The sequence below is a fragment of the Neomicrococcus aestuarii genome, from assembly GCF_014201135.1.
Lineage (GTDB): Bacteria > Actinomycetota > Actinomycetes > Actinomycetales > Micrococcaceae > Neomicrococcus > Neomicrococcus aestuarii.
The window spans coordinates 1439709-1453004 of the sequence record NZ_JACHDR010000001.1; the positions used below are offsets into that span (position 1 = coordinate 1439709).

At 57.0% G+C, this 13296-nt stretch carries 14 protein-coding genes; 6 read left to right on the top strand and 8 right to left on the bottom strand.

Features of this window, described 5'->3' with window-relative positions; all coding sequences use genetic code 11:
• Positions 1-30: 30 nt before the first annotated feature.
• The 4 genes from HD598_RS06370 to HD598_RS06385 all read left to right on the top strand — a co-directional run bounded on the left by HD598_RS06370 (position 31) and on the right by HD598_RS06385 (position 3193).
• Entirely contained in the window at positions 31-723 is a 693-nt protein-coding gene (locus HD598_RS06370) for an arsenate reductase/protein-tyrosine-phosphatase family protein (protein WP_183664605.1), read from the top strand.
• A complete protein-coding gene (locus HD598_RS06375) occupies positions 720-1382 on the top strand; it encodes an arsenate reductase ArsC (RefSeq protein ID WP_183664607.1) in 663 nt (220 codons plus the stop codon). Before HD598_RS06370 ends, HD598_RS06375 begins: the two co-directional genes overlap by 4 nt.
• Positions 1379-1798, top strand: a complete 420-nt coding sequence (locus tag HD598_RS06380) for an arsenate-mycothiol transferase ArsC (RefSeq protein WP_183664608.1) — start codon at positions 1379-1381, stop codon at positions 1796-1798. Before HD598_RS06375 ends, HD598_RS06380 begins: the two co-directional genes overlap by 4 nt.
• A 168-nt stretch (positions 1799-1966) precedes the next feature.
• On the top strand, positions 1967-3193 hold the full coding sequence (locus HD598_RS06385) for an MFS transporter (RefSeq protein ID WP_183664610.1): 1227 nt from the start codon (positions 1967-1969) through the stop codon (positions 3191-3193).
• On the opposite strand, the gene HD598_RS06390 is transcribed toward HD598_RS06385, so the two are convergent.
• The 4 genes from HD598_RS06390 to HD598_RS06405 all read right to left on the bottom strand — a co-directional run bounded on the left by HD598_RS06390 (position 3190) and on the right by HD598_RS06405 (position 6114).
• Positions 3190-4449 carry a type II toxin-antitoxin system HipA family toxin gene (locus HD598_RS06390; RefSeq protein ID WP_183664612.1) on the bottom strand — a complete coding sequence of 420 codons (1260 nt, stop codon included), beginning with the start codon at positions 4447-4449 and terminating at the stop codon, positions 3190-3192. The two genes, HD598_RS06385 and HD598_RS06390, sit on opposite strands and share 4 nt — an antisense overlap.
• A gap of 44 nt (positions 4450-4493) precedes the next feature.
• Positions 4494-4769, bottom strand: a complete 276-nt coding sequence (locus tag HD598_RS06395; protein ID WP_183664614.1) for a helix-turn-helix transcriptional regulator — start codon at positions 4767-4769, stop codon at positions 4494-4496.
• Between the two features lie 199 nt (positions 4770-4968).
• Complete coding sequence (locus HD598_RS06400) at positions 4969-5508, bottom strand: Dps family protein (protein WP_183664616.1); 540 nt, start codon at positions 5506-5508, stop codon at positions 4969-4971.
• 180 nt (positions 5509-5688) lie between these two features.
• Positions 5689-6114, bottom strand: a complete 426-nt coding sequence (locus HD598_RS06405) for a YkvA family protein (protein WP_183664618.1) — start codon at positions 6112-6114, stop codon at positions 5689-5691.
• 298 nt (positions 6115-6412) lie between these two features.
• Here HD598_RS06405 and HD598_RS06410 point away from each other — a divergent pair, with 298 nt between their 5' ends.
• Positions 6413-6769, top strand: coding sequence for a serine/threonine protein phosphatase (locus tag HD598_RS06410; RefSeq protein ID WP_183664620.1), 357 nt, complete (start codon positions 6413-6415; stop codon positions 6767-6769).
• Between the two features lie 45 nt (positions 6770-6814).
• On the opposite strand, the gene HD598_RS06415 is transcribed toward HD598_RS06410, so the two are convergent.
• The 4 genes from HD598_RS06415 to HD598_RS13505 form a co-directional block, all read right to left on the bottom strand.
• Positions 6815-8023 (bottom strand): acyl-CoA dehydrogenase family protein, encoded by a 1209-nt coding sequence (locus tag HD598_RS06415; RefSeq protein WP_183664622.1) that lies wholly within the window; start codon positions 8021-8023, stop codon positions 6815-6817.
• 108 nt (positions 8024-8131) lie between these two features.
• On the bottom strand, positions 8132-8377 hold the full coding sequence (locus tag HD598_RS06420; RefSeq protein ID WP_183664624.1) for a DUF4190 domain-containing protein: 246 nt from the start codon (positions 8375-8377) through the stop codon (positions 8132-8134).
• Between the two features lie 305 nt (positions 8378-8682).
• Entirely contained in the window at positions 8683-9303 is a 621-nt protein-coding gene (locus tag HD598_RS06425) for a 3'-5' exonuclease (protein WP_183664626.1), read from the bottom strand.
• Positions 9304-9507: 204 nt separating this feature from the next.
• Positions 9508-12258 carry a DNA methyltransferase gene (locus HD598_RS13505; protein ID WP_260170502.1) on the bottom strand — a complete coding sequence of 917 codons (2751 nt, stop codon included), beginning with the start codon at positions 12256-12258 and terminating at the stop codon, positions 9508-9510.
• A gap of 403 nt (positions 12259-12661) precedes the next feature.
• Here HD598_RS13505 and HD598_RS06435 point away from each other — a divergent pair, with 403 nt between their 5' ends.
• A complete protein-coding gene (locus tag HD598_RS06435) occupies positions 12662-13288 on the top strand; it encodes a CG0192-related protein (RefSeq protein WP_183664628.1) in 627 nt (208 codons plus the stop codon).
• Positions 13289-13296: the final 8 nt, after the last annotated feature.

A 13296-nucleotide genomic window follows, 5' to 3' on the forward strand; every position in this document is an offset into this window, starting at 1 on the left:
AACGAACATAGTTCAGTAACAATTGAATCAATGGAAACTGAACTATCGAGCGAGTTTGGGGCGCGGGTCGCGAAACACGCAGCCCTCGCCGACCCCCTGCGGTTGCGCATCGTGGATCTTCTGACGTTTGGCGACTACTCCCCCATGGAGCTTCGCCAGACGCTGGGGCTTCCCGGGAATCTGCTGTCTCACCACCTGCAAGCGCTTGAAAGTGCGGGCCTGGTGAATCGACGCAGGTCGGAAGCGGATAAGCGTCGGATGTACGTGCATCTGGTTCCGGGTTCGCTCGAAAACCTCATGCCCCAACAACTCAAGAACGCCCAACGAATCGTGTTTGTATGCACGCACAACAGTGCTCGTTCACAACTCGCCGCAGCGCTCTGGGATATCAAGAGTGATATTCCATCTGCGTCGGCGGGCACGCACCCGTCACCTCACGTGGCGGAAGGAGCCGTGGCCGCAGCGCAGCGCCACGGGCTGACGCTCGAAAACAACACTCCGAAGCACCTCGACGAGGTCCTCACGGAGCACGACTTCGTGGTCACCGTCTGCGATAACGCGCACGAAGAACTCGCAGACCTGCCCCAAATTCACTGGTCCATCCCGGACCCACTCACGCTCAACACCCCGCAAGCGTTTGAAGATGCTTTTCGAGACATCGCCGAACGCATCGGATCACTTGCCCCGCGCATCGAAGCGCCACACCCAAGGAAAACATCATGACTACCACCCACCAGTCGACCCATTTGGGCCTCAATGACACCACCGAAGTCCTCAATCGCATCAGCAACCGCCTGGCAGATCGCTATGCAGGAACGTTCACGGCCGAAACCGTCGAGCGCTACGTGTTCGAGTCCTACACGGCCCTCGCGCGCACCGCCAAGATCAGCGCCTACTTGCCTTCCACCACGGAGCACTTCGCCAACGATCGCCTCCACGCGCTCGCCACATCCAAGGGCGCCATCACGTCAACTACTCCAGAAGTTCTGTTCGTGTGCGTGCAAAACGCGGGCCGTTCGCAGATGGCGGCCGCGCTGCTCACCCTCGAGTCCAAAGGCACCGTTCGCGTGCGCTCGGCAGGATCGCTCCCGGCTTCGGAACTGAATCAGAACGTGGTGGCCGTGATGGATGAGATGGGCATCGACCTTTCTCGCGAGTACCCCAAGCCCCTCACGGATGATGTGGTGCGCGCCTCTGACGTGGTGATTACCATGGGTTGTGGCGACTCCTGCGCCATCTACCCCGGCAAGCGGTACGAAGATTGGGACGTCACCGATCCCGCCGAAAAGTCCCTTGAAGACGTCCGCCTCATCCGCGATGACATCCACGACCGCATCAAGAACCTCATCTCCACGCTGACAGAAAAGAGCGTCTCCGCATGACCACTCAGAAACCTTCAGTCCTGTTTGTTTGCAGCAAGAACGGCGGCAAGTCGCAGATGGCCGCGGCCCTCATGCGCGATCTCGCCGGCGATTCCGTCACCGTTCACTCCGCCGGCACCAAGCCCGGAACTGACCTGAACGCACAGTCGGTCGAGTCCTTGAACGAGCTCGGCATCGGCGTGGAGGGCGAGTTCCCGAAGCCCGTGACACCCGAGGTCTTGGACGAGGTGGACGCGGTGATCATCCTGGGCACCGAGGCCAAACTCGAGGCACCCGAGGGCAAGCGCTTCGAGATCTGGGAAACTGACGAGCCTTCCCTGCGCGGCATCGAAGGCATGGAGCGAATGCGCTTGGTGCGCGACGACATCCGCACGCGGGTTGAGGCGCTCTACGCGGACATCGTTCCGAAGGGCTAATTTCTTTCTCTAGAACGACGGCGCTGCACGGCTTCCGCTGGGACCGTAGCGGCGTCGTCGTGCTGTATTTTTGGGACGAATTTGTTGCGACGTACGCTAGTCACGGAACCGCGGTAACCGGTGAACCCACTGTGCCTCCAGTGCTGAACCCGCCCTGAAAGTGCGTTGATGCTCGCTGTTTTGAAGAACCCGTCCTACGCCAAGCTGTTTAGCGCCCAGATTGTGGCGCTGCTCGGCACCGGTTTGCTCACCATTGCGCTGGGACTTCTGGCCTTCGACATCGCCGGAGGCGACGCAGGCCTGATCATGGGCGTCGCGATGACCGTGAAGATGGTGGCCTACGTTGCCGTGGCGCCGCTGGTCAGCGCGTGGCTCGCGCATGTGCCGCGCAAACGCGTGCTCATTGGGGCCGATGTTGTCCGGGCGTTGATTGCGTTGGGGCTGCCGTTTGTCACCGAGGCGTGGCAGATTTACGTGTTGATTTTTGTCCTGCAGTCCGCCTCCGCGACCTTCACTCCCGCGTTTCAGGCGGTCATTCCTTCGGTGTTGCCGGACGAAGCCCAGTACACGCGAGCGCTTTCGCTGTCCCGGCTTGCGTATGACCTCGAGTCCCTCGTCAGCCCCATGTTGGCCGCGATATTGCTGACCGTCATGAGCTATCACAACCTGTTTGTGGGCACGGTGTTCGGCTTTATTGGTTCGGCGATTTTGGTGTTGCTGACGCGTTTTCCGACGATCGCTGCGCCTGCGGCTTCCCGGTTCTTCGACCGGCTCACCTCTGGCGTGCGGGCGTTCTGGCGGGCCCCCGAACTGCGAGCGCTTATGGGGTTGAACCTGGTGGTGGCGACGACAACCGCGATGGTGATCGTCAATACCGTGGTGCTGGTCAAGGGCGATCTGGCGCGGACGCAGTCGGATGTGGCGTTGCTTCTGGGAGCTTACGGGGCAGGTTCGATGATTGTGGCGCTACTGGTGCCGCGCTTGTTGGACCGTCTGCCTGACCGGCCCGTAATGACGTCCGGCGCCGTGGCGTTGCCAGTGTTGCTTCTGGCGTCCGCCGGCGTGATGGGCGCTGGCCTGTTATCCGGGGACGTTCAGTGGTTTGCACTGCTGGCACTCTGGCTTTTGACCGGTGCGGCGACGTCCTTGGTGCTGACGCCGTCGTCCCGGATCCTGCGACGCAACTCCACCGAACAAAACCGACCCGCCATCTTCGCCGCCCAGTTCTCGCTTTCCCACGCGTGCTACCTCGTGACGTACCCGCTCGCGGGCGTCGTGGGTGCGGCGTTGGGTCTCACGAATGTGGCGCTGCTTCTCGCGATCATTGGAGTGGTGGGAGTTTGGGTGGCGTTTGCGGCGTGGAAATCGCACAACATGAGTCCTGCGCTGAACTAGCTCTTGGGACCGCTCCGTAGATCTATGACCCTCGCTCCCAGACCATCGTCCAAGCCTTCTATCCGACCTCGACTCGGCCCTTCGAAAGCGCGTTTCATCGGCTCAATCTCGTCCGACTCAGCCCCGAGGTTCGCCGCCTCGCTGGCCCAATGGGAGACAGCCTTGTTGATACTTTGCAAGCGGTCGATTGCCTCTGGCCTGGTAAGCCTAAATGAATCGAGATGCTCCAGCAGCTCAAGAACGTTCCGGTCAACAGTGTCACCTTCTGGCACAAGAGGAGTGTTTGAGGCTCCTGAGCGCATGGGATTCACATCGAACGACGGAGACAACCTCCAGCCCTTGCCATGCCGTAGTAGACCATGATTACGCATATGGTCGTCAATGTTGTTGACCAGCGCACCAAATGCCGCGCGATTGAAGACCTCATTTGCGTCGGCCACGGGATCGGATGAAATCATCGCTATTTCGCGTGCAAGAGTCACGTAGCTCCGATGCTCATGATCCGCTAACTGAAGCGCCGTCCGGACACTCATGTAAGGGATACGACGCTCTTTGTCCGCCCGGTCGAACCTTTGCGTGAGGAAGATCTGGTGGTGCTCATCCAGCCTCACAAGTTTCGACGGCTGAACGCGAATTCCGGCCCTCTCTTGCAGGCGAATCGCCACCATTTCCCACAGTTGGACGTTATGTGAGTCGGATGACTTCGGAAACTTTGCGAGATGCATGGTCCCGTTGTCATCACGAACCCAGGCCTTCGGCTGAGCCCCACCCGGCGAGGAACCTGCCCCTATCAAGAGACTATTGACCTCATCGATGTATCCCGATTCTTCGTAAGCGCGGGCTTGCGCCGCTAACTCGTGAAGATCTCGAACGCCGGCCCACCTATTTGATGTCGAAAGAAACTGGCCGTCTTCCCGGAACCGAAGGGCCCCTTGTCTAGTCTGGTCGTTGACCATAAGCAGTCTGGCCACCTGTGAACTTCTTGGCATCGGCGTGCCTGATTCTTTGGCAAGTAGTCTCGCTTCTTCAAAGAGAAGGCGCTGACCCCACGCGTCCGGAGCGGCGTCCATGAATGATCCGAACATCTCGCGGCCCATTGTTGGCCTCTGAGGACCTCGTTCAAGGGGAAGCTCCGGCGAGATGGCAAAAGAGTCCTCATGTGCCAACCACGAGTCTGCGTAGGAAAAGACCAGGTGTTCGAGCGGTGAGAGCGCCTCCGACTCTATGGATAAAATGCCCGCAACGTTCTCGCCCACCAATACATCGATGGTCCGAACGCTAACGCGGTTCCGTTTTCCCACTAGCCAGCCTTGGAGACTCGTTGACGGCCAAGGAGCCGGGAACGAGCGCGACCCAAATCAGTGTTGAGGGGCTCTACAGCTTCCTGCACACGGTCGGCGATCCCCAGAACCTTTGCCACAGTTAGGAAAGTTTCCAGCTTTGCGCCTGCACCCTGTTCGAGCTTTATGAGCGTGCTCCGCGAAATTCCAGCCCGTTGCGCCACCAACTCTTGTGTCAGCCCCAAGAGGATGCGCCAATCTTGCAAGCTAGCGCCGAGCTTCTGAGCCTCAATCATTCTTGCTCCTAATGTCGCTACTTTTACACATCATATCGTGTATTGACTGAAAATAACGACATTAACTTTGAAGATAGTGTGACCCATTTTCCCTAGAGACATCCACCCGGTGCGCACTCCAGAGGGACTCGTATCACAATGAGGAACGAAGGCTCCCACAACTAAGCCCGTTCCGTTGAAAGCGCTTACAGGAACGCGTTTACGGGGTTCGCGTCTCCGCGCTGATGAACCAGATCTGCTGTTCGAAGGCAGCAATGTACTCGTGCAAAATGTCGGCACTCGTAGGATCGGCTTCGTCCACGGCGTCGTGCACTTCTCGCATCACATCAACCACAGCTTGCATGGCTTTCACGGTGTCATCCACCGCCGTCGTCGTAAGAATCTCACCGGTAACCGGCTGCGCAAGGCGGGTGTCCTTCGCGATGGTTGCGGCCAAACCATCTGGGGTGGCGTGCAGCGCGCGCATGCGTTCGGCGATCTCGTCAGACCCCCGACGCGCAATCGCCACGATCTCATCAAGATTCTGGTGCAGATCCCGGAAGTTCGGCCCCACCACATTCCAGTGCAGCTGCTTACCGACCAGCTGCAGATCCAGCAGGTTTACGAGCACCAGTTGCAACGAGTCGCGTAGTTCAACCGGGGCAACAAACCCTGATTCTGCGTTTTTCTGAGCGGTTTTTCCTGCTTTGGTTTTTCCGTTCGCAGTCTTAGCTGCGGTCGCCGACTTCTTTGTAGGCATAGTCCTTCTCCAATCAAACCTCGTTCGAGGTGGATGGGCGTATCCACGGTGTACCCCTGAACCTACTCCCCCGCTGTTAATAACGCGACCCCCGGAAGGGAACACTCAGTAAACATAGAGGTTCGTTGCGCGGATTCGTTCCGGATTTTTAGTACGACGACGCAGCTTGGGTTCCGCAGGTCACTGCCGCGGAGTGCGCGGCAAGACCGAAGACATCACGCTCTTTAGTCCCGCGTCTGTTCCTGGCCAGTGCTTTTCAATTGCTTCCATACCGGCGTGCTTGAGCGCGAAACGCGACACCAGAATCACGGCGATGGCGTCATCCGCGTAGCCCAGAACCGGAATGAAGTCTGGCACCAGGTCGATGGGAAGAAGCAGGTAGCCGAGCAAACCGTAGAGCATCCATCGTGCGCCTCGGGGAACAGCTTTGTCCGAAGCAAGGCGTTTGATCAGCCGGAGTACATCCGGGAGAAGTCGCATCATGTCGCGCCAATCCACCGAGTTTCCCAGCTTCTTTTGCTGCCACCACAAGACAGCGATCAGTAGAAGCCAGATGATCAGAAGTGCCGCAAGAACCCAGAGCGCGGTAACGAGCCATGATGGCATGGAAAACTCCTCTGAGCAGCAAGATCTGACGTAGGAATTCTAGTGGTCGGCTGAGCTGGTCCTTACGCTTCGGTACTCCCCGGCAGTGGGCCTGCCCCAACCCGCCACCCAACTGTGCGGCCAAAACGCTGCAACTTCTTCGCGGATTTCTGTAGAGAAACGTTCTCGCATCAGGCGGGTGGTTGTCGTGAGCTGGCCTCACACATTCGAGGTGGAGCCCGAAGGTACAAGATAACCCGCGACCATCGCGCTAGGTTGGAAGAACCTGACTTTCCACCACCAACGGAGGACAAGAAACATGGCTTCGAGATTTGAACACCGTCGACCAGAAGATAACGAACACGTCGGATACATCGAGCTCAACGATGATGGCCTCTTTGTCCCGTTCAATCTGCTGCAACAGCCAACCGGCGAGCCCATGGAACTTGATGAAGCGGAAGAGCTTCTCAACGCGGCCGGGCTCAAGAACCTTGCCGAAGAGTGGATCCTTACCAACGAAGACGGCTCCACCACACGAGTTAGGATCCAGGAGGTCACCCGAGAGTCGGTGGTCGTGGCTCTCGCTCTAGACAGTGAAACGGTAGCGAAAGCATTGGATCTCACGAAGTCTATTGAGCTTCAGCTACCCACGGACCGACTTCAGCCATCAACCTGATCTCGCCCGGAAACGCAAGCGCAGACATACGCGATCAGGTACGGCTTATTCGGTAGCAGCGAAAGCACTAATTCCCGTGAGCGCGCGGCCGATCGTGAGCTGGTGAACCTCGTCAGTGCCCTCGTAGGTGCGCACGGATTCGAGGTTGTTCGCGTGCCGCAGCGGGGAGTAATCCAGCGTGATTCCGTTGCCGCCGAGCATCTCGCGCGCCTCGCGGGCCACGTTGATTGCCACTCGGCAGTTATCGAGCTTGCCGACCGAGATCATCGGCGGCGTCGTGCCAACCGTGTCCTTCTGGCGTCCGATCTGGTGCGCCACCAAGTAGCCCTTGCTGATCGCCACGGCCATGTCAGCGAGCTTGACCTGGGTGATTTGGTAGGCGCCCAGTGGGTTGCCGAACTGCTGGCGCTCCCCCGCGTAGCGGAGCACTTCGTTGAAGGAATCGCGCGCGGCGCCCATGACGCCCCAAATGATGCCGTATCGGGCTTCATTCAAGCACTGGAACGGACCCTTGAGGCCAATGGCGCTGTCGGCGGGAAGGATCGCGGTGGCTGGCAAACGTACGTCGGTCAAAGTGATTTCACACTGCACTGAGGCGCGCATGGACATCTTCTGCGAGATGGCCACGGCCTCAAAACCTGGAGTATCCGTAGGCACCACGAAACCGCGCACTCCGCGGCCGTCGCCGTGCTCGCCGGTCTGCGCCCAAATGATCGCGACCTTCGCGAGCGTCGCAAGACCAATCCACCGCTTTTTGCCGTTCAAGATCCAGTCCCCGGACGCGTCCTGACGCGCCACCGTGGTCATGGACGCCGGGTCGGAACCGGCGGTGGGCTCGGTCAGGCCGAAACATCCCACGGCACGGCCGGCCGCCATCTCCGGGAGCCACTCTTGCTTCTGCTCTTCGGACCCGTGCTTATAGATCGCGGACATCGCGAGCGAACCCTGCACACTCACGAACGTGCGCAACCCGGAATCGCCAGCTTCCAGCTCCTGAGCGGCTAGCCCGTACTCCACTGCGGAACGCCCAGCGCAGCCATACCCCTTCAAGTGCATACCCAAAAGTCCGAGGTTGCCCATTTCCGGGATGATCTCGGTGGGGAACACGGCGTTGTCATACCACTCGGCGATGTTCGGCCGAATGGTCTCATCCACGAACGAGAGAACACGTAGCGCGAGCGCCTTCTCTTCGTCGCTGAAGAGCGCATCAAGGTTGATCTGGTCTACCGGACCCAAAAACGATTCATTCGCCATGAGGCTATTTTGCCTCGTTACGAGTGAAAGTTTCTGGGATGGCCAGAATTACGACGACGCCGCTCCAGTTGCGCTCTTTAGGATCAGCAAGCAGGGCTCCACTATCAATTAAGCGCTTGCACCAACCACCGTCATCATGAGCAAGAGAAAACTAACAGCCCAAATGGCCACAAAGACCCAGCCGATAACGATTGCCGCTTGCGCAAGTCCAGCACCCTGCGAGCCATCTCGCTGGATTTGCCCGCGAGCAACATAGCCCAGCACAAGACCCACTACGGGAACGATGATAGCTAGTACGAGGGCCGCGATGGCAAGACCATTCGTTTGGTACTGAGCTGGAGGTGTGGTGCTCATTTCTGCTCCTTGTTGAGGCGAATTTGGGTGAAGTGTTGCATTTGAAACCAATAGAGACTTCAGGATCTGGCGCAACAAAGATTATTCACGCTAGAGGCACGGAAATAGCAAGAGCATTTCAAACAAGCGTCAACGCGCGGGGATACAACTAGCATTCGAACAATGCGGTTCTATGACCGCACAATAAAGACTACGAAGAACATAACTTGTCACGGCCACCCACGTAAATAGGTGACAAGAGAAAACGAAATATTCCCGTTTTATTACTTACCACGGACATATCTCAGTCAGTTACAGTGCTTCGTCTACCGCCGAATCAACTCGCTCGGCTCCCCGGCCGAGGTGATGACCAGCTCGTCGCGGGCGCGGGTCGCCGCAACATAGAGCAGGGACCGCTCGCGCAGCAGCGCGTCGAAGCGCTCGGCTTCGGGCAGCCCGTTGATGGTCCACATTGCGGGGATCTCGGTGGCGCCAGCGCCCATGACCACCACGCACTGGAACTCCATTCCCTTGGAGGAGTGCATGGTCATGACGGTGACTTTGCCCTTGCCGGCTACGCTTCCGCCGGAGGCGGAGGATGCCGAAATGCCGGCGCCCAAGAATCCATCTACGGCCCGGTTCACGGATCGTTCAGAACGCACCAGCACGGCAATGGCTTCAGGAGAAACACCAGCGGAAAGCCACGAGCGAACGCGGGAAACCACAGCTTCTACCTCAGCGGACGCATCGGCAACGGCCAGCACCGAAGGCACGGGGCCGGAACGCACAGACCGGTACCCGGAAGCAGTTTCTGGGGCATCTTCTAGGTCCGAGTACTCGATTCCGGACAGCAAGGACATCGCGTAGTCGAGGTTTTCCGCCGTCGTACGGTAATTGAGTTTCAACCGCCGTGAGCGGCCTCGAATATTGATCCCAAAGCGGGACATAGGCACTTTCTGCCCGTAAATGCGTTGGTGTGAATCTTCGGCGATGCTTCAACCTCGGTTTCCAAACGCTCTACGGTCCCGTCAGTCAGCGGGTGACTATTTCCTTCCCGTACAACGTCGCCACTCGGTTCTCGAAATTCGTTGTATTGAGGCGCCCCCCTCAGTTGAGGTTGCGATTGCGATTGCGAGGCTTCTATGTAGTCACTAGCCCATTTCGATGTATCGTTCGAAAAGCAATGCCAAGCGTTGCTCATTCGTTTGGAGTGCACGTTTTGCACCAAAGGCCTTGTCGACGACACGGTCTAGTGCGGCGTGGGCCTTAAGAAGTTCCGGGCTCATAGCTAGAGGGTTGTAGTGATCTGCAAGTGATCTCTCTGGGTAAAGATCACGTGCAGCTCTAACGTCACGACCAGCTTCGATGATCTGTTCTCGGAGATGTGAATCAACTTCAGGCAACGGAAGGTTATTCCAAACCACCGTATTTGAGAACCTGATATCTGACTTTAAAAACCCTCCAACAGCTCTTTGCCATGTCATGAAGGACGAACTAGAAATTACGCTAAACAAGAATCCGTCCGGGTCCATGGCTGTGAACAAGGCGTCTCCCGCAATTACTGTTTCAGGCAGGAGCTGAACTGTGTAGAATCTTCGCGTTTCGGAAACGACTCGGGGAATAGCAACGTAAGGACTTAGCGGCCTGTTTTGATTCCCACGAAATAAGTGCGGCGTGTGCCGCAGTTTGTATGCATCGCCGCCCGTTGGCTGTTCAGTCCGCCAAACACGGCATTTATCTACTCGCTCTTTCAGAATTGATGACTTGTTGATGTCAGCCGGATCGAAATCGCTGTCAGCCATCCACAAACACCACCTTGAAAGTCCTCTAACTAGTTCTCGACTCTGCTTGAAGGGGCGCAGATACTTTGCAGCTATGGGATCACTTGCAATCTCCGAGTAATCATCAAACTCGACGACTAGGTTGCCGCCGTCTGCGGGCATAGTTCCGAAATGAACGGTTGGGATCTGGTCACTGACCGGTTTCGTCTTTCTCCCAATTAAGACGTTGGGTCCGTCGATGAGATATGCGTTGATGCTCTTTGCAGTTCTCTCCTGAGGCTGTCCCTTGATGTGAGTGTACGAATATAGAACTGGCTCAGTTTTCTCGTTCTTGTCGTATCCAGTAATTACGCAGTGGACCGCGGCCGCTCCCGGCGCCTCTGATGCCCAGGCAAAGGTTTGGTGCGCAAACCGAATACGCCATCCTGCATCAAATAGAGGCTTAAAGAGCGGTAAGACGCCTTGGCCCTGAGCGATCGAATTCGTCGAGACAAAAGCAAAACGCCCGCCCGGAATGCCTTGAAAGAAGTCGCTGGATTTCTTAAACCATGCAGTTACGTAATCCAGGGTTCCATCATGTAAATCGCCCCATACGACTTTCAAGTCATCACGCTGGCTTTGCGCCTTTGCTTGATGGCCAATGAACGGGGGGTTACCTAGGATGTAGGTGGATTCTGAGGCGGGCACCAGTTCGCTCCAGTCCGTCCGCAGGGCGTTGCCGACGGTTATTTGGGCGGAGTCTTCTAGTGGGAGCATGGGGACCGCGTAGCCCAAGGTGAGGTTCACTGCTTGGTTAGCTTGGTGTTCCACCAGGAACATGGCGGTGCGCGCGATAGTGGCAGGCCATTCCTCGATCTCGATGCCATGGAACTGTGAGAGCTTCACGTGTACCAAGGACTCAGCCATCAGGGAAAGCTGCGTGCGTGCCGGGTCCAGCTCTTGAAGCCGGTTGTGAATCCTGAGCTCAAGCGCTCTAAGTTCGCGATACGCGATGATCAGGAAGTTTCCACAACCACACGCCGGGTCCAAGAAGTTCAGCGTGCCGAGGTGTTGGAGTAGTTTCTCGAGTTCGTTCTTCTTGGCGTAGGCCTTGGTGAATCGTTCCTCGAGCTCGTCCAAGAACAGCGGCCGAATGAGCTTAAGGATGTTCGTTTCGGTGGTGTAGTGCTCGCCGAGCTCGCGTCGCGCCTTTTTATCCTTGACGGCTTGGAAGAGTGAGCCGAAAATGGCAGGGCTGATACTCGACCAATTGAAGTACGCGGCCTGGATGAGGAGCTCGCGTGCTCCCCTGTCGAAATAGGGGATGTCTGTTGGTTCTCCGAAGACGCTGCCGTTGACATAAGGAAACGCTTGAATGAGGTCATCGTTTTGTGCGTAACGCTTGTCTTCAGGCTTGTTGAGTGCCTGATACAGGGTGGTTAGTTGTGAACCGAGGTCGCTGCCATCTTCACTGGTTCGCTCTTCCAAATACCTCGAAAAGAGGTCTCGTTCCCACAAGCCGGCATCATCCGCATACAGGCAGAACAGCGTGCGAATGAGAAACACCGAGGCCTGGTGATCGTCATACCCGGTAGATTCAAGATGCTCATACAAACGAGCCATCAAGTTAGCTGCCTTGATCGAAGCCTGTTCTTGTTCCTTAGACCCGAATTTTGCTTGCCGATAGCCAGCAAGGAACATCAGGTCTTCGACGTGATCAGGCAGAGCCTCGAGCGGGAACTCGATCGTGTCTTCTTCGCCCGGCTCGACGACCAGACTCAAAAGCCGGAACTTTTTAAAGTCACTCGTGATGACATAGTCCGGCCGCTCATTCACGGTCAATGACTCGATGTAGTCCAGCGCCTGAGCTTCAGCGGCCACGAGATCGCGGCCAGTGCTTTTCATCTCGATAAGAGCCGTGCCTGAAATCAACGCATCAATATAGCCACCTTGACCGGTTGAAGCGCGTTGAGCCCGCTTCTCATAAACGGCCGCCGTGCTATTAGTAATGCCGAATACTCCCAGCAGATCCCGCACAAAGCTTTGCGCTTCTCCACGCTCGTACCCTTCAGCGTCCCGCCACTGGGCAACAAAAGAGCCGGCACGATTACGGATGTCAGAAAAAACGAGAGGCTTCGCCACGAGTGTCCGATCTAATTGTCACTAAGAAACATCCCAGTACAGGTGATACTCCAAGAAACATAGAACGACCAGCACATTTACGCCAACCGTGTGAACGAATAACGATCGAGCAGCAGAGAGTCAAAACGAAAATTGCTCCAGCAATCGGTCTCATCGGACTTCTCGCGTTTCTCGTGGTGATCTTTCGAATTCTGCCAGTTCTCGTCGGCGAATCGTCTTACGGTCCGTTCTCCTACGGAGTGCTTGCCCTGCTAGTAATCGCATTCGCGGCAGGACCCGTTGTGGTGAGCCTAAGAAGAGACGTCGGGCTGAACTAATCCTAGGGAAGCAATTCAACGAATCTGTCTCAAAACTGGGCTCCAACTCGCGGTTGGTGTCCAGAAGATCCCATAGGCTGTGACACATGGCACTCCTTTATAGAGCTACCTTGAAGCCCACCAAAATGGAACTCATCAGCGGCTGGTTGCCCAACCAGCCGTGGTTCAAAGAAACCGAGCCAATCTATCTCAAGAGCGTTGGCTCGTTCCGATTCGATGATCCTGACGGCAAAGTGGGAATCGAAACCATCATCGTTGCTGGTGAGAACGCCATTTATCAGGTTCCGCTGACCTATCGCGGGGCACCACTTGAGGGCGCCGAAGCTCTCCTCATCACCACCATGGACCACTCAGTGCTCGGAAAGAGATGGGTATACGACGCCGTCGGCGACCCCGTCTATGTAGCGGAGTTGGCGAAAGCGCTTCTCGCCGGATACCCGCAGGTGAAGCAAGCAGTCGAGGAAAACGGAAAGCTTGTGCCACTCCCCGAGTCGGTACATCTTGAACACACGGGAACAACAGAGGCCAGCATCCCCGACATCACGCAACTGGAAATCGACACCGTCGAGGGTGTCACTTCCATTCACACCGGCGAGCTAAAGCTGTCAATCAACCGCGTTCTCGAACCAGTAACTAGCCCGACTGCACAAGGTTTCCTGACTGCAACCTGGGATGGCCAAGACACTCCCGTTCTGGTCGCTGTCGCACCATGAGTTCGGGT

Bases quoted from the DNA above. Each gene is read 5' to 3' on its own strand.
- HD598_RS06370 (WP_183664605.1), top strand. From the start codon at position 31: ATGGAAACTGAACTATCGAGCGAGTTTGGGGCGCGGGTCGCGAAACAC.
- HD598_RS06375 (WP_183664607.1), top strand. From the start codon at position 720: ATGACTACCACCCACCAGTCGACCCATTTGGGCCTCAATGACACCACC.
- HD598_RS06380 (WP_183664608.1), top strand. From the start codon at position 1,379: ATGACCACTCAGAAACCTTCAGTCCTGTTTGTTTGCAGCAAGAACGGC.
- HD598_RS06385 (WP_183664610.1), top strand. From the start codon at position 1,967: ATGCTCGCTGTTTTGAAGAACCCGTCCTACGCCAAGCTGTTTAGCGCC.
- HD598_RS06395 (WP_183664614.1), bottom strand. From the start codon at position 4,769: ATGATTGAGGCTCAGAAGCTCGGCGCTAGCTTGCAAGATTGGCGCATC.
- HD598_RS06400 (WP_183664616.1), bottom strand. From the start codon at position 5,508: ATGCCTACAAAGAAGTCGGCGACCGCAGCTAAGACTGCGAACGGAAAA.
- HD598_RS06405 (WP_183664618.1), bottom strand. From the start codon at position 6,114: ATGCCATCATGGCTCGTTACCGCGCTCTGGGTTCTTGCGGCACTTCTG.
- HD598_RS06410 (WP_183664620.1), top strand. From the start codon at position 6,413: ATGGCTTCGAGATTTGAACACCGTCGACCAGAAGATAACGAACACGTC.
- HD598_RS06415 (WP_183664622.1), bottom strand. From the start codon at position 8,023: ATGGCGAATGAATCGTTTTTGGGTCCGGTAGACCAGATCAACCTTGAT.
- HD598_RS06420 (WP_183664624.1), bottom strand. From the start codon at position 8,377: ATGAGCACCACACCTCCAGCTCAGTACCAAACGAATGGTCTTGCCATC.
- HD598_RS06425 (WP_183664626.1), bottom strand. From the start codon at position 9,303: ATGTCCCGCTTTGGGATCAATATTCGAGGCCGCTCACGGCGGTTGAAA.
- HD598_RS06435 (WP_183664628.1), top strand. From the start codon at position 12,662: ATGGCACTCCTTTATAGAGCTACCTTGAAGCCCACCAAAATGGAACTC.